General features: G+C 48.1%; 17 protein-coding genes. 15 read left to right on the top strand and 2 right to left on the bottom strand.

Translation table 11 applies throughout. The features are described 5' to 3' along the window. Positions 1-5 precede the first annotated feature (5 nt). The 9 genes from can (at position 6) to C8N47_RS06065 (ending at position 7,512) form a co-directional block, all read left to right on the top strand. The gene (gene can / locus C8N47_RS06105; protein WP_107821653.1) at positions 6-644 is read left to right on the top strand and encodes a carbonate dehydratase; all 639 of its coding nucleotides are present in this window, start codon (positions 6-8) and stop codon (positions 642-644) included. 222 nt (positions 645-866) lie between these two features. Next, a complete protein-coding gene (locus tag C8N47_RS06100) occupies positions 867-1,451 on the top strand; it encodes an NADPH-dependent FMN reductase (RefSeq protein ID WP_107821652.1) in 585 nt (194 codons plus the stop codon). A gap of 6 nt (positions 1,452-1,457) precedes the next feature. Further along, positions 1,458-1,796: a 4a-hydroxytetrahydrobiopterin dehydratase gene (locus C8N47_RS06095; protein WP_107821651.1), complete on the top strand. Its 339-nt coding sequence runs from the start codon at positions 1,458-1,460 to the stop codon at positions 1,794-1,796. Between the two features lie 60 nt (positions 1,797-1,856). Continuing rightward, on the top strand, positions 1,857-2,243 hold the full coding sequence (locus C8N47_RS06090) for a DUF302 domain-containing protein (protein WP_107821650.1): 387 nt from the start codon (positions 1,857-1,859) through the stop codon (positions 2,241-2,243). Positions 2,244-2,407: 164 nt separating this feature from the next. Then, positions 2,408-2,887: a MarR family winged helix-turn-helix transcriptional regulator gene (locus C8N47_RS06085; protein WP_107821649.1), complete on the top strand. Its 480-nt coding sequence runs from the start codon at positions 2,408-2,410 to the stop codon at positions 2,885-2,887. Between the two features lie 526 nt (positions 2,888-3,413). After that, positions 3,414-4,604, top strand: a complete 1,191-nt coding sequence (locus tag C8N47_RS06080) for a hypothetical protein (RefSeq protein WP_211316061.1) — start codon at positions 3,414-3,416, stop codon at positions 4,602-4,604. Positions 4,605-4,607: 3 nt separating this feature from the next. Then, positions 4,608-5,834 (top strand): quaternary amine ABC transporter ATP-binding protein, encoded by a 1,227-nt coding sequence (locus tag C8N47_RS06075; protein ID WP_107821647.1) that lies wholly within the window; start codon positions 4,608-4,610, stop codon positions 5,832-5,834. Continuing rightward, positions 5,831-6,652 carry an ABC transporter permease gene (locus tag C8N47_RS06070; RefSeq protein WP_107821646.1) on the top strand — a complete coding sequence of 274 codons (822 nt, stop codon included), beginning with the start codon at positions 5,831-5,833 and terminating at the stop codon, positions 6,650-6,652. Before C8N47_RS06075 ends, C8N47_RS06070 begins: the two co-directional genes overlap by 4 nt. 2 nt (positions 6,653-6,654) lie before the next feature. Then, on the top strand, positions 6,655-7,512 hold the full coding sequence (locus C8N47_RS06065) for a glycine betaine ABC transporter substrate-binding protein (protein WP_107821645.1): 858 nt from the start codon (positions 6,655-6,657) through the stop codon (positions 7,510-7,512). Between the two features lie 313 nt (positions 7,513-7,825). On the opposite strand, the gene C8N47_RS06060 is transcribed toward C8N47_RS06065, so the two are convergent. Further along, a complete protein-coding gene (locus tag C8N47_RS06060; RefSeq protein ID WP_107821644.1) occupies positions 7,826-8,053 on the bottom strand; it encodes a hypothetical protein in 228 nt (75 codons plus the stop codon). Between the two features lie 178 nt (positions 8,054-8,231). Here C8N47_RS06060 and C8N47_RS06055 point away from each other — a divergent pair, with 178 nt between their 5' ends. The 6 genes from C8N47_RS06055 (at position 8,232) to C8N47_RS06030 (ending at position 18,333) form a co-directional block, all read left to right on the top strand. After that, entirely contained in the window at positions 8,232-9,602 is a 1,371-nt protein-coding gene (locus C8N47_RS06055) for a pectate lyase (RefSeq protein WP_107821821.1), read from the top strand. Positions 9,603-9,770: 168 nt separating this feature from the next. Further along, positions 9,771-13,016: a SusC/RagA family TonB-linked outer membrane protein gene (locus C8N47_RS06050; protein WP_107821643.1), complete on the top strand. Its 3,246-nt coding sequence runs from the start codon at positions 9,771-9,773 to the stop codon at positions 13,014-13,016. A gap of 11 nt (positions 13,017-13,027) precedes the next feature. Further along, positions 13,028-14,923, top strand: coding sequence for a RagB/SusD family nutrient uptake outer membrane protein (locus C8N47_RS06045; RefSeq protein WP_107821642.1), 1,896 nt, complete (start codon positions 13,028-13,030; stop codon positions 14,921-14,923). A 59-nt stretch (positions 14,924-14,982) separates the two neighbouring features. Then, positions 14,983-16,584: a DUF5123 domain-containing protein gene (locus C8N47_RS06040; protein ID WP_107821641.1), complete on the top strand. Its 1,602-nt coding sequence runs from the start codon at positions 14,983-14,985 to the stop codon at positions 16,582-16,584. A 320-nt stretch (positions 16,585-16,904) separates the two neighbouring features. Beyond that, on the top strand, positions 16,905-17,759 hold the full coding sequence (locus C8N47_RS06035) for a pirin family protein (protein ID WP_107821640.1): 855 nt from the start codon (positions 16,905-16,907) through the stop codon (positions 17,757-17,759). Between the two features lie 106 nt (positions 17,760-17,865). Further along, a complete protein-coding gene (locus C8N47_RS06030) occupies positions 17,866-18,333 on the top strand; it encodes a hypothetical protein (RefSeq protein ID WP_107821639.1) in 468 nt (155 codons plus the stop codon). Positions 18,334-18,374: 41 nt separating this feature from the next. Here the strand turns inward: C8N47_RS06030 and C8N47_RS06025 are convergent, their stop codons facing one another. Next, positions 18,375-20,354 carry an OmpA family protein gene (locus C8N47_RS06025; protein ID WP_170111308.1) on the bottom strand — a complete coding sequence of 660 codons (1,980 nt, stop codon included), beginning with the start codon at positions 20,352-20,354 and terminating at the stop codon, positions 18,375-18,377. Positions 20,355-20,446 lie beyond the last annotated feature (92 nt).

The raw sequence follows: 20,446 nt of genomic DNA, 5'->3' as shown, positions 1-20,446 counted from the left end.
ATACAATGCCACATCGCTTATACAAACAATTTCTGGAGAACAATAAAAAATGGGTCACTAAAAAGTTGCAGGAAGATCCGGGTTATTTTGAAAGGCTCGCTCAAGGCCAAAAGCCACCGCTTTTATGGATTGGCTGTGCCGATAGCCGGGTTCCGGCCAACCAGATTGTTGGTGCCGAACCAGGCGAGGTATTCGTACACCGCAACATTGCCAATATGGTTGTGCATTCGGACATGAATATGCTGAGTGTGCTCGACTATGCTGTGAATGTTTTGAAAATTCAACACATCATTGTTTGCGGCCATTACGGTTGCGGCGGCATTCAGGCTGCTATGGGCAATACCTCGTATGGGTTGATCGACAACTGGATTCGCCACATTAAAGATGTGTACCGTTTTCACCGGGTGGAGCTCGATGCTATTGAAGATGAGCAAGCCCGCTTTGATGCATTTGTTGAGTTGAACGTTAAGGAACAAGTTCTGGCCCTGGCGCGTACCTCGATTGTACAAGCAGCCTGGAATAACAAACAAGATCTGATTGTTCACGGCTGGGTGTACGGCGTGGGCAACGGCATTGTAAAAGATCTGGAGGTTAATATCTGCAGTAACGAACAATTGGAAAAAGCATTTCAACTCGATTTTTAGACAACAAACCGTTGCGGCGCAAAATCAGGGAAATCGATATGGGTTTCCTTTTTTATTCCTCAACACAAACGTAAACAACACTAACCCGTATAAAACAGCGAAGCCACGACCAGCCGGTTCAAATTCCCCGGGAACTTTTTCGCTTTGGTCGGGCAAGGTGTTTTAAGCGAATTTTTCAACAAATAACCCGCTAAAAAGTGTTCAATTTTTCACCCAAATACTATGAAAAACATTGTCATCATCAAGGGAAGTGTAAGGCCCAACAACTACACATCAATGGCTGTAGAAGTGCTGATTAATGAGATTAATAAAAATCACACCGTCTCGTACCAGCTAATCGATCCGAAAGATTTTAAGTTGCCCTTTCCCGGTCTGGGCGAGCATTCGGTTGATGCAGTGCGGCTAAATGCCATTGTGAAAACAGCGACAGGAATCATCTTTGCCACCCCCGAGTATCATGGTTCCTTCAGCAGTGTGACCAAACTCATCATCGAAAATTTGGGATTTCCATCGGCCCTGGCCGGCAAACCTATTGCCCTGCTTGGCGTTGCTGCCGGAGACATTGGTGCGGTGAAATCGCTCGAAAGCCTGAGAAGCGTCTGCTCGCATGTTGGGGGCATTGTGCTGCCGGGCCCCGTATCGGTTGCCCATGTACACGAAGCTTTCGATGACGAAGGACACTGTATTGACAAGAAGGTCGATAAACGAATCCGCTCTTTATTTCTGAACCTGATTGACTACATCGACACCTTTATATGTCCGAATATCAATTTGGAAGACCTGGTGCGAAACGAAGATCTAAATTAATGGGCCATGGAAGGATTGAAAGATCAAAAATGTGAAGCCTGCCGTCTGGGAGCTCCCCGGGTAACCGCCGATGAAATGAACTCGCTGCGAACACAAATACCGGGCTGGAGTGTGATTGAAGAAGACGGGATTCAGAAACTGCAACGCTCGTTCGCCTTCTGCAACTTTATGGATGCGCTAAACTTTTCGCATCGCGTGGGAATAGCTGCCGACTACGAAAATCATCATCCGCGCATTACCACCGAATGGGGCGAAGTAACCGTCACCTGGTGGACTCATAAAATAAAAGGACTGCACCGCAATGATTTTATTATGGCGGCTAAAACCGATGCTCTCGCCGGCTAAGCAATTCAGAAAAACACGACAGTTCATCGTCCTATTTATCCAACAGAAAAAGCGTTTCCAATGAAGTACTACATCGCAAAAATGACCAGTTACACATTTACCGAAGCTGTAAGCAAAGTGAGCAAAGAGTTAGAAAAAGAAGGTTTTGGTGTGCTTAGCGAAATTAACATCGACGAGAAACTCAAAGCAAAGCTGGGCGTCGATTTTAACCGCTACCGGATTCTGGGCGCCTGCAACCCGCCCAATGCCTACAAAGCCTTGCAGGCAGAACCCCACATTGGCCTGATGCTGCCCTGCAACGTGATTGTACGGCAAGTGACCGACCAACAGGTTGAAGTGGCCGCTGTTGATCCGCTTGCCTCGATGCTAGCCATTCAAAATGATGAACTGGCACCGATCGCACAAGAGATTAAAGCCCGTCTCGAACGGGTAATCCACGCGGTATAGCTGTCTGTTAGTTCGTTATTGATGGTCGTCAAATTGACCACAGTCTATCGTTCGGCAAAATCCGACCTGACAAAATAGGATTCCCTCGGGCGGCAATTATTGCTGTATGGCTATTTTTCGGCATAAATAAACGTGAAATCACTATTTTTGCAAAAAACAATGCCATGAACTATACTGAGATTATCATCAAAATTCGTCAAATTGTACGCTCCATAAACCTCGAGTCCAAGAAAGTACAAAGTGATTTTGGTGTCAGTATCCCGCAAGTGTTATGTCTCGAATTCCTAAAGCAATCGCCCAACTACCAGGCTTCACAAAAAGACATCCGTGATCACTTAAAGCTTAATTCCAGCACCGTAACCGGCATCATCTCGCGCCTGGAATCGAAAAGTCTGCTGGCCCGTCTGCCCAAAACCGGCGATAAACGGATTACATACATCACCCTGACCTCACAGGGCGATGAACTGCTGAAAAAAACGCCCGACCTGTTGCAGCAGCGCCTGGCCCTTAAACTGTCGAAGCTAACCGTCGACGACCTCTCCCGCATTAACGAATCGCTCGACCTGCTAACCCGCATGCTGAACATTCAGGATGTTAACGCATCACCCTTACTGACTGCCGAAGAGGAAATAAAACACGAATAAGATCGCAGCCCGGAGCCCCCCCCGAATTACAGGAGAATCAACCGGAAAGAAAGTTGAGGATTTTGGGTGTCTGTTTATCCGGTTGCCCGGGTCGTCACAAGTTGTCGGCTTGTCATCCAAAACATCATCAAATCCTCTTGATCATCCGGCGGCCTGTTGTCCGCGCATTGGCCGACTCTCACCCAAAATAAAAACAAGTCATTCAGTCGCTAACTGCCCGATGCCGCATCCTTCAGCATTACACAAAATTGGTTTCTACACAAACTATTGAAATATCCAGCTAAAATACATTTTGAAACTTTATCTCACAGAACCTAAATAGTCAGCAATTTGTTACCAGGTATGACAGAACACACCATACCTCACTGCAATGCGCTGTTTATCTGAAACTTAAAAAAACACAACTATGTTACCTTTCTTTTAAATCCCGGTTGTACATTTGTCAAACCAATTGAAATGCTCTAATTTTGTCGCACAGAATCTTTCATGTGTTATATCAACACACATTAATCATCAAATTATTTCTATGGTTTTAAGAAGAATGAAAAGGGCGTTGCGTCAAGCAGCGGTATTTACACTATTTTTGTTTATTACATTCCAAGGGCAGGCACAACAGGAAAACAACTTTAAGGTTGGTGGTGCTGTGCGCTTTAATATTTTCGCCAAAAGCTGGGTCGACGGCAAAACGCAACCCGAGTTTACCTGGGACACCTGGAGGCTAAATGTTGACGGCTCTCAAGGAGGGATTGATTTTAGCTTCGAGTATCGTTTCTACCCCACTTTCGGCACACATTTTATCCACCACGGATGGTTGGGCTACGGACTAACCGACGATCTGTATATGAAACTGGGAGTTGTACAGGTTCCATTCGGAATCACCAAATATGCCTCGCACTCCTGGTGGTTTCAGGGACAATACTACTTTGGACTCGAGGACGACTACGACACGGGGATTAAGTTTGACTACAAGGGAATCGACAAGCTGGATTTGAGCTTTGCTTACTTCCGCCAGGCAGAGCCCGAAGGCCCCACGGCCGGCGGCGAGGTAACCTATGGCAATGCCGGACCGGGACGCTACTCGTACGACATTACCCCGGGATTTGGTGGTATTGACAACGATCAGGTTGATGCACATATTCGCGAGCTGAATCAATTTAACCTGAGAGCTGCTTACCACTTTACGGAGAAACTCGAATTTGGCGCCTCGGCACAGGTCGGCGGGATTTACAACAGTGTTTTGGACGAATCGGAAACCAGCACTGCCTTTGCCTTGCATTTGGTTGCCGACTGGGGAAAAGGATGGAATTTCAAAGGATCATTCATCAACTATAATTACAAAGCCAAATCCGACGATGGCCGCCTACTGGACATTGTGCAAATGGGCGCCTACGGAACACCTTACGATGTGGCGGCCAAAGCCAATGCTTATGCCGTTGGTATTGCCAAAAGCTTTGACGTTGATTTGGGACCTGTTAAAAACATTCAGGCATACGTTGACTACACCTATATGGATAAAACCAACGACGACTATGCCGATGTGCATCATTTAATTCCGGGCATCCTGATTTCTGCAGGACCGGTCTATACTTACATCGATTATGCCATGGGCAAAAACCAACCTTGGCTAACAGCCAACTTCGGCGAAGGAATGGGTGTTGGCGATGCCGATGCCGACTGGCAAAAACGATTCAACATTAATATTGGATACTATTTCTAATCTATGGAAAAAATTAGAATTGAAAATCTGTCGCTGGTTTTCGGGAAAGCCAAAAGTAAAGCTCTAAAGCTACTCGAAAATGGCAAAAATAAGGCCGAAATCCTGGATGCCACCGGCTGCACCGTTGCAGTGCAACACGCAAACCTGAGCATCAACGAAGGCGAAATATTCGTAATCATGGGCCTTTCCGGAAGTGGAAAGTCAACCCTGCTGCGTTGTTTAAACCGGCTGATTAATCCGACAACCGGAAAAATCTTTATCAACAACCAGGAGATTACCAACATGAAAGAGCGCGAGCTGCTTAACATCCGCCGCAAAGAGCTAGCCATGGTTTTTCAGCATTTTGGACTGCTCCCCCACCGCACCGTGCTCAGTAATGTTGCCTTTGGGCAAGAGCTGCAGGCTGTGCCCAAGGCAGAACGCGAAGCACAAGCCATGGAGACCATCGAACTGGTCGGACTAAAAGGCTACGAACAACAAAAGGTGAGCGAACTTTCGGGAGGTATGCAGCAGCGTGTTGGCCTGGCACGAGGCCTGGCCAACAAACCCGAGGTTCTGTTGATGGACGAAGCTTTCTCGGCCCTGGACCCACTTATCCGCTCGCAGATGCAGGATGAGCTGCTGATCCTGCAGGAGAAAATGAAGAAGACCATTGTCTTTATTACCCACGACTTGGATGAAGCCATTAAACTGGGCGACCGAATAGCCATTATGAAGGATGGCGAGATTGTTCAAATCGGCACATCGGAAGAGATCATCACCAATCCGGCTAACGACTACATCAAGTCTTTCGTCGAGAATGTTGATCGCAGTAAAATTGTCACTGCCGGATCAATCATGTTTGCCAAGCCCAAAGTAGCGCGCCTGAAGAAGGACGGCCCTGCCGGAGTTTTGCGCATCATGCGCGAAAGCGGAACCGAGCATCTGCCGGTAGTTCGTAACAACCGGACGTTCCTGGGCTATGTGAAACTGGAAGACGTGCTCGGCTTGAAAAATGAAGGCGCCAAAACAATTGACGGCATCATCCGGGAAGATGTGATGAGCATCACAGCCGACACAACCATCGAGAATATGCTACCGCTGCTGAGCAAGACCAACTTGCCGATCCCTGTGGTGAACGAAGAAAACCACCTGCTCGGGGTTGTCTCGCCCACCTCGATTATTGCCGAAAGTACCGGCATGGCAAAGACAGAAATTCATGAAATAATCCAAAAAGCTATCGAGTTATGATCATAGGCCAATATATTGAAGATGCTATTAACTGGATGACGGCCAATTTTACCGGCTTTTTCGACGCCATTAACACAGGCATGTCGTCGCTGATCTCCGTCATTGAATCCTTTTGGCTTTGGCTACCGTTCTACCTGACCATCGGCCTGTTTGCTGCCTTGGCCTGGTGGAAAGCCGGTAAATCGAACGCCATATTAACCGTGGCGGGACTGCTGTTTATCTATTTTGCAGGTTTTTGGGACGAAACCATGCAGACCTTTGCCCTGGTGTTGGCTTCCGCTTTTATTGCACTGCTATTTGGTATTCCTTTAGGAATATGGAGTGCAAAAAACGAGACGGCACAAAAAATCATTCGTCCGGTGTTGGACTTCATGCAAACCATGCCCGCTTTCGTTTACCTCATTCCGGCCGTTTTATTCTTCGGACTGGGAACCGTTCCCGGAGCATTTGCAACCATCATTTTTGCGATGCCTCCGGTAGTTCGCTTAACCTCGCTGGGAATCAAACAGGTTCCCGAAGAGATTGTTGAAGCAACAAAAGCCTTCGGAGCAACTCCCCGCCAACTGCTGCTGAAAGTTCAGCTACCGCTAGCCATGCCAACCATCCTGGCAGGTGTTAACCAAACCATGATGATGGCACTGTCGATGGTGGTTATAGCCAGCATGATCGGAGCCAAAGGGCTGGGCGAAATTGTCCTTCAAGGCATCAGCCAGCTTCGCATTGGACTCGGATTCGAGAGTGGTTTGGCAGTGGTTCTGTTAGCCATCATCCTCGACCGGATTACACAAAATTTAGGAAAATCATCAAAAAAGAAATAAACATGAAAAAACAATCATTATTCGCTGCCCTTATTGCGGCCACCCTTTTGTTCCATGCCTGCTCGGGCGGCAAAAAAAGCACCGACGATAAAAAGCAGGTAACCATCGCCATGGTGAACTGGATTGAATGTATTGCCAATACCAACCTGGCAAAAGCTGTGTTGGAAGAAAAAGGCTACGAAGTAAAGCTGGTTAACGCCGATGTAGCTCCCGTGTTTGCAGCTGTAGCAAAAGGCAATGCCGACCTGTTTCTGGAAGTGTGGGAACCCATTACCCACAAACCATATATCGAGAAATTTGGCGACCAGGTGGAGCATATCGGTACAATCTACTCGGAAGGACTTCTGGGACTCGTTGTTCCCCAATACGTAACAATCAATTCAATTGATGAGTTGAACAGCGTAAAAGACCAATTCGAAGGAAAAATTATCGGTATCAATCCCGGCGCCGGAATCATGAATATCACCGAAGATGTGATTAAAAACTATGAACTGGATTATGAGCTGGTTGCTTCGAGCGAAGCTGGTATGCTGGCTTCCCTGAAAAAGGCTTACGACAAACAAGAATGGGTGGTTGTTACCGGCTGGAAACCACACACGATGTTTGCCCGCTACGACCTGAAAATCCTGAGCGATCCGAAAAAAACAATGGGTGAAGCCGAAACCATCTCAACCATTGCCACCAAAGGTTGGGCTGCAAAGAATCCGGAACTGGCCACTTTCTTCAAAAACTTTAAGATGACCGACGATCTGTTGGGATCACTCATGTTAGCCGTTGAAAGCAATCCGGGCCAGGAGGCGGAAGCTGCCAAACAATGGTATCACGAACATCGCGAACTGGTTGATAGCTGGTTCAAATAAGCCAAACATATTCGCACTTCATAAACGCAGATAAGCAGCTTGCTTTCTGCGTTTTTTTATGACCTTTCTTCCTGCTGCCCGCACGCCAAACTCAGCAGCCTAACCATTGCACTCTTGAAATATAGAATGAATCTAAACTAACTCCCATTTTTCAATCAGGATTTCCAAGCACCGCGATAATGAACTAGCAACCAGAAAAATGCACACTCAGCGCATCATTTTTCAGGAATCATTCCCCCATCTCCGGAAACCTAAAATGAATTTATCATTAAGAATTATTTAAATGATCCGCCTTGCAGATCTGTTTTTTCATTTATTTTTGGACTTTGAAAGCAAAAACAAGTCTAAACACGGTTGAAAAATCGGTTTTGAGAAAATGAGGAGACAGATGTTGAGGTTGAAAGCTATTTTCAAAAAATTTTTTTGGCGTGATTCCGTGTTCGTTAACGGACTGACAGGCACCGGTAAAAGCCAAGCCACCGAAGGGCAACATACCCATTACCCGGTCACCCTGTCGACCGCCAATGTTGCCACCTTCCATCTCTGTAATCAAGGAATTAACACCATAAAAGGATCGATATTGCTTTTTTTCGCTCTTTTTCCGTTAACGTTTACAGTAAATCGTTTTACGGATCCGATAGCCGATTGTAGTTAGACAAAACTTGTGTCGGCTGTTGATCAGCCCAATGACAGTTCCGCATAACCCTAAACAAAAAAATATGAAAGAATCAACACGAACACTTCTCGCGACAATCCTATGTTTTGTCCTAACGACATTATCCGCGCAGGCACAAACCATCCCTGCTTTTCCCGGAGCCGAAGGTGGCGGAATGTATACTTCCGGCGGGCGCGGCGGAAAGGTATTATACGTTACAAACCTGAGCGATGATGGCAAAAAAGGATCGCTGCGCTGGGCCGCTACCCGCAAATATCCCAGAACGGTGGTTTTTAAGGTTTCGGGCACCATTGAGCTTCGCAAAAAACTATTGATCCGAAGCGACAGCCTGACCATTGCCGGACAAACAGCTCCGGGAGAGGGCATCACCCTCAAAGGCTATCCAACGAAAATTGACGCCGACAACATCATCATTCGCTATATCCGTTTTCGGATGGGCGACGAAAACGATGTGCAGTCCGATGCTCTTGAAGGGCAGTTTCATCAAAACATCATCATCGACCATTGCAGCATTAGCTGGAGCACTGACGAGTGCGCCTCCTTTTACGGCAACAGCAACTTTACCATGCAGTGGTGCATTCTCTCCGAAAGCTTAAATCACTCGGTGCATAAAAAGGGAGATCATGGTTATGGTGCAATTTGGGGTGGCAAAAATGCCTCGTTCCACCACAACCTGCTGGCACATCACAACAGCCGCAATCCTCGCTTCGACCATCCCGGGGTGTACGACTCGCCCGAGCAAATGCAAGCCTTCCGCGGATCGGTGGAGTTTGTGAATAATGTAATTTATAACTGGCGCAACCATGCCAGCTATGGTGGCGAAGCCGGGCAGTTCAATGTAATTAATAATTACTACAAACCGGGAGCCGCATCGAAACGTACCGGCCAATTTTTGCAACCCTACGCATCGGATCATGGTTACGGCTCGTTCTATGTTGCCGGCAACCAGCTTGAAGGGCAAAAAGCGATATGCAAAGACAACACGCTGGGCATCGACATGAAAGATGGTGGCACATTTACGACTATTGCAGCAGCCCAACCTTTTGATGTTTCGGGTAAATTGAAAATTGACAAAGCTCCCAAGGCCTTTCGCAAAGTATTGGCTCGAGCCGGTGCTTCGCTACAGCGCGACCAGGTAGATAAACGCATTGTCCGCGAAACAGCCAATGGCACAACAAGCTATAGCGGAAGTATCGAAAATATAGCCGGAATAATCGACAGCCAGCAGGATGTTGGCGGCTGGCCCGAGCTTAACACAGGCCAGGCTCCAACCGACAGCGACCAAGACGGCATCCCCGATGCCTGGGAACTGAAACATAAACTGGATCCCAATAATGCGGCAGATAGCCAGCAAAAAACAAAATCGGGCTATACCATGCTCGAGCTATACATCAATCAAGTCTGTAACCAATAAAAACACCTTGCTTATGATTTAAACCAAAACGAAAATTAGACACAAACAAAAAAGAAGAGAAATCAACTATTAATTCAACACAATCAACTAAAAACGAACCAGCAAAACCATTGGAAAGGTAGATCAGAAAATAGCTAATGGTTTGGGCTGTTCCTTAAAAATTATCCTATGAATAAAAAGCTATTTAGTTTTTTACTGATGTGTTTGGTGTCGGTGAGCCTGTTTGCTCAGACGACCAAAGTCACCGGGGTTGTCTACGACAATCAGGGAGAGACTTTACCCGGAGCATCAGTTATTGTAAAAGGCACGACAATTGGTGCCTCAACCGACTTTGACGGGAACTTCACGCTGAATGTACCGGATGCCAAAAGCAAAACACTTCAGATTAGCAGTATTGGTTTCGAGCCCTATGAACTGTCCCTGGCAAAGCAAACCGAAGGAATAAAAATTACGCTGAAAGCATCCGTACAGATGGTTGAAGAAATTGTAGCCGTGGGATACGGAACCATGAAGAAAAAGGACCTGACAGGATCTGTCGCACAGGTTGGATCCGATGCCCTGCGTAACATTCCGGTCAGTTCAGCCTCCGAAGCAATCACCGGCCGTATGGCGGGGGTACAGGTTGTAACAACCGAAGGATCACCCGATGCCGAAGTCAAAATCCGGGTTCGCGGTGGCGGCTCCATCTCACAGGACAACTCTCCGTTGTACATTGTCGACGGTTTCCCGGTGAGCACCATCAGCAACATCCCGCCGACCGACATTCAGGATATCACGGTTCTGAAAGATGCTTCATCAACGGCGATTTACGGTGCCCGTGGTGCCAACGGTGTTATTTTAATCACCACCAAAAGCGGAAAGGAAGGCCGTGTTAACGTGAGCTTCAACTCGTACTTTGGCGTTCGCCAGCGGATTAAATCGCTACCGGTTCTGAGCCCCTACGAGTATGTTTTATATCAATATGAAATCGACCAATCTTCAACTTTTGAAGGTTACTACGGTGTTTACGATGACCTGGACATCTACAAATCGGTAAAAGGTGTTGACTGGCAGGACAAAGTATTTGGCCGCACAGCAACACAGCAATACTATAACTTAGGAATCAGTGGCGGATCGAAAAATACCACCTTCAACCTGAGTTTAACCCGTTCGGATGAGGAAGCAATCATGTTAACCTCCGGGTTCGAGCGCAACAACCTCAACTTTAAACTAAAAACCCATATTGCCGACAACCTCAGCTTCGACTTTAACACCCGGATGTCGCACAATGTTATTAATGGTGCAGGTACATCGTCCGACAAATCAGGCGCCAACACCAAACTGCGCAATGCGGTAAAATATGCCCCGACCAAGGGGTTGCGCGAGTTTTCGCAGGGCGATGTTGCCAACGACGACCTGAACAGTCCGGAATCGTCCAGTTTGCTGTACGACCCGGTTGAATCGGTTTTGGACGAGTATAAAAAGCAATTCCGTCTGCGGATGAACTTCAACGCAGCGCTGAACTGGGAAATAGCAGAACCTTTAACATTCCGTACCGAATGGGGCTATGCGTTCACACAAAACCGTACCGACTATGTGTGGGGCGAAGCAACCAGCACTGCCAAGAACTATGCCGGACAACCGGTGGGACGGGTGTACAACTACGATGGTGAAAACTGGCGTTTTGCAAACACGCTGACATACAGCAAAAACAACATCCTCCCCGATCAGGATCTGACGGTTCTTCTGGGACAGGAAATGTCGTCGGACTGGGGCAAGTCGGTAACCAACGAATCTCGCTTCTTCCCTGCCGGAATGGCTGCCGAAGATGTATTGGCCATGTTTAATCTGGGAACAGCCATTCCGACCGTTACCAGTATTGGTGCGAAAAACAACCTGAACTCTTTCTTTACACGGGTTAATTATTCGATTGCCGACAAGTATTTGCTGACTGCAACAATGCGTGCCGATGGTTCCAGTAAATTTGCCAAAGGCAACCGCTGGGGCTACTTCCCCTCGTTGGCCTTTGCCTGGCGTTTGAGCGAAGAAGGCTTTATGGGAAACACCAAAGACTGGCTGTATAACCTAAAAGTGCGTGCCAGCTACGGTAGCTCGGGCAACAACCGAATTGACAGTGGCCTGTGGCGGACTAGTTATACCACCTCGAATGATAACAAACCATACTTCCCGAACGAGAGTGAAGCTTCGCAGCTGATCCCGGCCACGGCTTTGGCAAACGAAGATTTAAAATGGGAAACCACACATACCGCAAACCTTGGTTTCGACTATGGTTTGTTCGACGGAAAATTAAACGGATCAATCGATCTGTATTATAACCGGACTGTCGATCTGCTGATTGATCAGCCGGTTCCGGAAAGTACCGGTTACAGCACACAGATGATGAATATCGGACAAACATCGAACCGCGGGGTTGAGTTTGTCCTGGATGCGGTTTTAGTCGATCGGAAAGACTTTAGCCTGAATGCCTCCTTCAACATTACCTTTAACCGAAACCGGGTCGACAAGTTCCGCAACGGAGAGCTGGACTACAAAACATACTCGTCGGGCTGGAACGGCTCTGCCGCGCCAACATCTGACTACATCATCCGCGAAGGTGAAGAAGTTGGTCAAATGTACGGCTATGTAACCGAAGGCATGTACTCGTTCGACGACTTCACCTTCAACCAGGCCACCAACTCGTGGGATCTGAATGAATTTTATGCCGATGGAGAAACACGTATTGCCGACAACAGCAGCATTACTTCTGCCGGTGCCTATTTTGGCCCGGGGGCATTGAAACTGAAAGACCTGGATGGCAACGGTGTTATCGATGAAAACGATAAAACAGTTTTGGGTTCAGCACAACCCATCCACACCGGCGGGTTCAACCTAACTGCGAGATACAAAAACTGGGATGCTTCAGCCTTCCTGAACTGGTCGTATGGCAATGAAGTGTACAATGCCAACAAACTGGACTATTCAAGCCAGCTGATGTCGCGTAAATATCAGAACCTGATTAGCGGCATGGATCTGGCTCATCGCTTCACAACCATCGATCCGGAAACCGGATTAAACATTTACAGCGGCCAGGATGCCAACCCGGCCTTGTTGCAGGAAATCAACCAGGGCAAATCGATGTGGATGCCTTTGCACACCACAACCATGTTGCACTCCTATGCTGTTGAAGATGGTTCGTTCCTTCGCCTGAACAACGTTACAGTTGGTTATACCATGCCGTTCAACTGGAAACAAGGTGAAAACAAAGGAAGCCTGCGCATGTACTTTACAGGCTACAACCTGGCTCTCTGGACAAACTACAGCGGATTCGATCCCGAAGTAGATACCCGCAGAAGTACACCACTGACTCCGGGAGTCGACTACTCGGCCTATCCGCGTAGCCGTCAGTATGTGGTTGGTGTAAACTTAACATTCTAATTTTTCGAGCAATGATTAAAAATAACATATTAACTGCCTTATTCATTCTTCTGACTCTGGGCTTTGTGGCATGCAGCGACGATTTTCTGGACCAAACCTCAGACTCGGAATATACCAGCGACGTGGTATTTTCAACGCCGGCTTATACCAACTCGGCCATCATGGGGATTTACAACATTATGACCTATGATGAAATGTACTCTTCACGTTTGTCGTTAATGTACTCGACAAACTCGGATGTCGAAGTGGTGGGTGCTGATCAAAACTCATACAACCAGCAGGGAAACCGCGGAATTAGTAATTACTACGCACAACCCAGCTGGGCCGGTCACCTGGACAGAACCTGGAAAGCCTGTTATAAAGGTATTGAGCGGGCCAACCAGGCTATTGCCGCGATCCCCAAAAGCGCCGCTTACAGTAGTGCCGACACACAAAGTGATATGCAAAACTATTATGGCGAAGCATTAACCCTGCGTGCTTTGTACTATTTCGAGCTGGTGCGCCACTGGGGCGATGTTCCCTTTAAGCTGGATCCAACCCAATCGGATGGTTCGAACTTTTACCCGGCTGTTGCCGACCGCGATACCATCCTGGACCAGATGATTGTTGACCTGACAACAGCGGCCGACCTGATGGACTGGGGATCGACCCCCGAACGGGTGAGCAAAGGTTTTGCTCTCGGACTGAAAGCCCGTATTGCACTGTGGAGAGGTGGTTATTCAATCCGCAACAAGGAAGGCTTCCCCACCGAACGCAGCGCCGACTACCTGGACTATTACCAAATTGCACGCGATGCTTGTTTCCAGGTGATGACCGAAGGGCCGCACAGCCTGTATAACAACTACGGACAAATCTGGAAGGACCTTTGCCAGCTGCAACCCAATACCAATGCCTACGAAAACCTGTTCGAAGTGGCCATGGGGATTACACGCAGTAGTGAAGTTGGTTATTCAATCGGGGTGCGTTTCCGCCAGAATACCAAATACGGCTACGGCAACAATGCCAATGTTTACTCAACAACCCCATACTACTTCTACCAATTTGATCCGGCCGATACGCGTCGCGACTACAACGTAGCCTGCTACGAGTACCGCCCCACTCCCGAGTCGGAAGGAACAGATGCCGAAGAAGATAAAGAGATCTTTGTGAGCAACCCCTTCTCGTGGACCATTGGCAAGTACGACCAACGCTGGATGAGCGACCAGTTTAAGGAGATCAACAAGCCGGCAACATCCAAAATCGGATCGGGTATCAACTGGGTGATCATGCGCTATTCCGATATTTTGCTCATGTTTGCCGAAGCGGAAAACGAGCTGAATGGCGGCCCGACCCAAGAGGCCGTTAACGCCTTAAAAGAAGTCCGTAGCCGTGCATTCAGTGCTGCCGACCAAACAGTAAAAGTGGATAATTACCTGGCTGCCCACAACGATCACGACTCCTTCTTTGAGGCCGTTGCCAACGAGCGGATGTTCGAGTTTGGTGGCGAGGGAATCCGCAAGTACGACCTGATCCGTTGGAACCTGCTAAGCTCGAAAATTGAAGAGCAACGCCAGGCCTTCAATGCCATGTACACCACCGGTGAATTTGTGAACCAGTCGGGCGTAACAATTCAGGTTCCGCAAGCCATCTACATTCAATACAACGACGATGACGAAACCATCAACCTGTCGGCCGTAAACTTCTACGAAGACAAAGGCACCGACTTAATTGACGGTTACGAAGAACCTGTTAAGTGGATGTGGGGACTGGACGAAACCAGCAGCTCGCGCCAAAAGCAACTGCAAATGATCGATCGCTTCAGTTCCGGCCTGAACGCGGTTGTTCCCAACCGTCACCTCTTCCCCATTTATCAGGAAGTGGTAAACCAGTCGAACGGAACAATCACCAATTCATACGGATATAATTAATCAAATCATTCCCGGAGCTTCAACACCGTTTGAAGCTCCCTCACAAAACGATTTTAAGAATGAATATCAATAGCAAAATAAATCTTCGTATCCTTTTTGCCTTCGTTGCTGGATTGCTCGTGTTGAGCGCCTGTACCGACAAAAACGATTGGGATACCGACAGCGACTACGAGCGGATGTTTCGTCCAGCCAAGTTAGATGCCACCGGCGTTACCGTGCATACAGCAGAGATCAGCTTCGTGGCCATTCCCGACGCTGCTTACTACCAGTTTGAACTCAGTCAGGACAGCTTGCTGTTCGAGAATATTATTTCAACATTCGACACTACAGCCTACAAGTTTACCCTCGAAGGCTTGGAAAGCAATACCAAATACTCGCTTCGTGTGAAATCAGTCGCAGCCGAAGCCGGAAAAACCGAGTCGGGCTGGAATGCCATCTATTTCAAGACCCGGGCCGAGCAAATTATGGAAGAGGTATCCAGTGGCGATATCCTGAGCTCGTCGGTTACAGTTCGCTGGGAAGCCGGAGCGACGGTAACCAACCTGCTGGTAAATGATGCCGATGGCGTTGAAATTGACAATGTAACAATTAGCGCTGAACAACTCGAAGCAGGCGAAATGCTGTTAACCGGCCTGAGCCCCGAAACCAGCTATGAAGTCTTGCTGATGAATGGCGAAAAACAACGTGGATCAGCCAGCTTCACCACCTTCCCGGAAACACCCGAAGCCGATTACTACATCCGTCTACAAGCCGGAGACACGCTTAATTTCGAAGTATTGGACGGCTTGGCAGTATCGTCTGTTACTGTTACCTTCCCTGCCGGAGCGCGCGTGAGCAACCAGGAAACGGTGCAACTGCCCGAAGGTATTTCGTTTAACTTCTTCGGTTTGCCGGGCGACTCGAAAGCCATTTTGAATGTTCCCCAACTGAACCTGGGAGCCAATCACGACTATGTGAAATTCACCAACCTGGATATCTCGGGATTGATTTATCAGCCCGACGGATCGACAAACGGTGCATCCAACGCCTACTTCATCAACCAGGCCAGCGCCACCAACACCACAACGCTGGAGTTCTCGAACTGTCTGCTGCACGACTTCAAGAATACCCTGTTGCGGATGAAAGACTCGGATGACAAGTATATCGAAAATCTGAATATTGACAACTGCGTGGCCTATAACGTGCCCGACTCGTACTATTTTATCAACGTCTCGGCTTCGAACCACGTAATCAATAACATCAGCCTGACCAATTCAACTTTTTATAATATCGGACGCTTATTCCTGCATAACAAATCGAACAACAACAGCGTGCTCATTGCCGACTGTACATTCGACTATGTGTTAGGCAGCGGAAGATATTTCTTCGACTTTAGTTCAAGTTTCGGCCCGGCCGATGGCTTTACCATGCGCAACTGTATCCTGGGCTCTACACAGGACGAAGGAGCTAAAGGAATTCGTTTGAACGGTACCCCGACAGTGACCAACTGTTACGCCACAAACGATTTTGTATTGGGCGGTGCATCCATCAACGGACTGAACGACTATCCGGGTGCTTCAACCGACTTGTTTGCGGATCCGACAACCGGCGATTTCTCGATTGCCGACGAATCATTCGACGGAAAAGCATCGGCCGGTGACCCACGCTGGTATTTTCAATAGTTGCCGAATATTCAATGTTCGATAACAGAACCCTGTCATTCGGACAATGAAATAGAAAAAAAAGAGCTGCTCCACCCGGGCAGCTCTTTTTTTTTCCTGAAAGTCGCTGAATGCAAAAAAGCCAACGCTCCAAGCCGTGTTGAGGCCTCGCGCCTACTGCTTCGTAAGCCATGAACAAACGTTCGCGCCTTCAGTGACGCAGAAATGTGTCGGCCTGTTTTATGGCGATGCGTCGATTGACCCAAAACCAGCCGGTGAATCGCATTTTCGGTAAACAAGCCTTCGCTTGAACTGTTCTATTCCTCGAAAAACAGAGAACAATGCGAACAATTCAACAAATTCATCAGCCGGTTTACGATCCCATTGGCAATCTGATTACTTACCGGGTCATTCCAACACCGTCGATCAGCTACCTCGATCCGTTTTTGTTTCTAAACCACCACGGGCCACAACTTTACCCGCCCCAAAATCAAGGCTTGCCTTTTGGACCACATCCGCACCGCGGCATGGAAACCGTAACCTTCATTTTAGACGGCGACATCGCCCATTTCGACAGCGGCGGCCATAAAAGTGTGATTGATGCCGGTGGGGTACAGTGGATGACGGCAGGCAAAGGACTTATTCATTCCGAAGTATCGTCTGATCAATTTAAGCAAACCGGCGGCCCGCTCGAAATTCTGCAGCTCTGGGTCAACCTTCCGGCAAAAGCCAAGATGTGCCCTCCTTACTACCGAGGCCTGCAAAAGGACGACATACCCACCATCAGTTCCGATGACAGACTGACAACAGTTAAGCTGATTTCGGGCGAATATAGGGGCCAAAAAGGCCCCTTTGAGTCGGGAATTGGCTTGCAACTGCAAACAATCGATTTGAAACAAAAAGCCCGGTGGGATTACACAATTCCACTTGACGAAAACATCTTTTGCTACCTTATTCGCGGAAAACTGAAGGTGAACGGACAAATCGTTCAGCAGCGAAGTTTGCTTGAATTTAAAAACGATTCGGAGCTCATTCGGATTGAAGCGTTGGAAAACAGTGTGCTGCTACTCGGACACGCCCAACCACTAAACGAGCCGGTTGTTTCGCAGGGCCCCTTTGTGATGAACACCGAACAAGAAATCAGACAGGCCTACGAAGATTACCAACTGGGAAAATTCGGCAGATGGACGCACTAAGCCGCAAACATCCCGAACACTTGTATGTTTTACAATAGGGCGGAAAACCATCGCACGAAACCATTTTTACACTAAATTGAAATAGCTCATTTTTAAGAGAACTGATATGAAAAAGATAATTCGCGATATTTTTGAGCAATTCCGATTGATCGATGCTTTCAGGGTCGATTTTAAAAGAGAGTTTACACAGGCATTTTATCAGTTAACCAAACAGCTGTACCAGCTTAAGCGTACGCCCGAATTGGACGAGTACATCGACCTGATGGCTGAAGAAGCGCTTCGATTTACCGAGGACGTGATCGAAAAAGACCGCCATTATGCCGAGTACCGGCTGGTTGACGAATTGAAGCTGATGAATGCTGTGCTTGCCAAAAATAAAATTCCCCGCACCAATAAAGCCGAGGCACAACAGGTTCGTTTTCAGCTCAACGAACTAATTTTAAAACATTATCCGGCCTTATACGAATTATCATCCTTTGGCTATCGCCTGCTCGATCGGAATGTCAATTTCTTTACCGCCCGATTTGTTCGGGCCATGTCTGATGAAATAAAACACAAAAAGATCGCCGGATAATAGTCGGCGATCATTCCAAGTCGCGTTCGGATCGAAGCTACTTAACGTGTATATTCCAATACTTTAAACTCGGTTCGTCGGTTTAACGCACGCCCCTCGTCGGTTGTGTTATCCGCTACCGGAACCGTAAAGCCATAGCCCTTGTAGGCCAGCCGGCTCGCGCTGATCCCCGCCCCGATCAAATAATCGTATACTGCCTTCGCCCGGTTTTCCGACAGTAACTGGTTATAGGCCGCCGTGCCCACGCCATCGGTATGGCCGCCAATTTCAACCGAGACATTCGGGTTTTGGCGCATAAACTCCAGCAGCTTCTTCAACTCCACTTGCGACTGACTCTCCAAGGCATAAGAATCCGTTTTGAAGAAAATGTTCCGCAATACTGTTTTGCCTCCCGGAGTAATGGGCTCCAGGCCGATTTCCAACTCCACCGGATTTTCCAGTTTATGAACTTCTTTCAACGCAAAATTGGCCGAGTAAAACAGATAGCCAGGCATGGTCACGTTAAAAGCATATTCTTCGCCCAAAGGCAGGCAAATCATAAAATCGCCCTTAGGCGGCGAAGCTTCAGTTTTTGTAATCAGGCTATTATTGCCCAGATCAATCAGCTCAACCCGGGCAGACAAAGGCATTCCGGATGATTTGTCATAAACAACACCCGCAACATAGGACACTGCATCGGGTTGAATGGCCTCGTACAGTTTGAAGCGGTAAATATCCAGTCCCTTCGACTTTTCGCGGTTCGACGAATAATAAGCATAAGTTCCCGAGGCATCCACCACCAATCCTTTTTCTTCGTTTACCGTGTTGATGGGATAGCCCAGGTTTTGGGGACTTGTCCAACTGGCATCGGTTTTCATTTTGGCCACAAAAAGGTCTTTATCGCCCAGCCCCGGCCAGGTATCGGAGGCAAAATAGAGGCTTTTACCGTCGGAGTGAATGAATGGCGACACTTCATTGCCGACTGTATTGATGGAATCACCGAGGTTTTCGGGTTCATCCCAAATCGGTCGGCCATCGGCTCTGAAACCCTCCAGCCGGCACCGCCAGATGTCCCTTCCCCCCTTTCCACCTTCGCGGGTGCTCACAAAATACAAATATTCGCCGTTGGCCGATATCGAAGGTTGCGACTCCCAGGCTCCGGTGTTCACCGGGGAGCCGGCATTTTGAGGCGCTGTCCACTGTCCGTTTTGCAGGCGCGAAAAGTACAAATCGCAGCCACCATAGCTGTCGGGTCGGTGACAGGCTGTGAAAAAAAGCAAGCGGCCATCGGCCGAAATGCTTTGCGCGCCTTCGTTGTCGGCTGTATTTACAGTGGCCAGCGGATGGGCCTTGCGCCAAGCTCCCTCCTGCCAGTCCGACTGGTAAAAATCTTCCTGAAAGCGCGGTGATAAAGGGGATGTTCTATTCTCAACAGGAAGCAAACGGGTAAATACCAGCTTTTTACCATCAATGGTCAACGAAGGCCAGTACTCATTCATCGGGGTGTTCACCGAGTCGCCCAGGTTCACAGCAGCAAAAGGCACTTCCTGCGCCACAAGCTGAGCAGCATAGTCGCAAGCAGCAATTTTCCGGTGTACTTCCGACTCCAGCCGGGCGGCCCGTCCCGTGTCCAAAAACCGCTGATAAGCCCGGCTCGCCAAGCAATACTCCCCTTGCTGATAGCGGGCATTCCCCAGTAAAAAGAACACCCGTGGATACTTTTCGTCATCGATATCCAAAGCCTTTTCCAAAGCATTCACGCGGGCATCAAGCGAGTCTGTTTCACCATACGCATCGGCCTGTAACAGCACGGGCTCAATCCAGTTTGGCTCCTGCCTAACGACATACTTCAGCCGTTCAAGAACCTGCTGGAAATCGGAATTCCGGTACAAACTCTTGGCCTCGTCGAAATATTTCAGCGCCTTTTTGCTTTGCGAATGTCCCCCCAAAGGCAGGACAAACAGCAAGATCAGCAGTAAGAAATTCAACAGACCCGATCGGCGATTCATTGTCGTCGGATAAGCGAGGGGCTTTTTAGTCATAACAGTTACGATTCGTGGGTTAAACAAATATAGAGAAGAGCACTGGCTTTTAGACATTCTGCCGCGAAAAGTTGAACAGAAATACAGAATCG

The sequence above is a fragment of the Mangrovibacterium marinum genome, assembly GCF_003046625.1.
In the GTDB taxonomy this organism is placed as follows: Bacteria; Bacteroidota; Bacteroidia; order Bacteroidales; family Prolixibacteraceae; genus Mangrovibacterium; species Mangrovibacterium marinum.
This window is presented reverse-complemented; position numbering and strand designations above follow the sequence as displayed.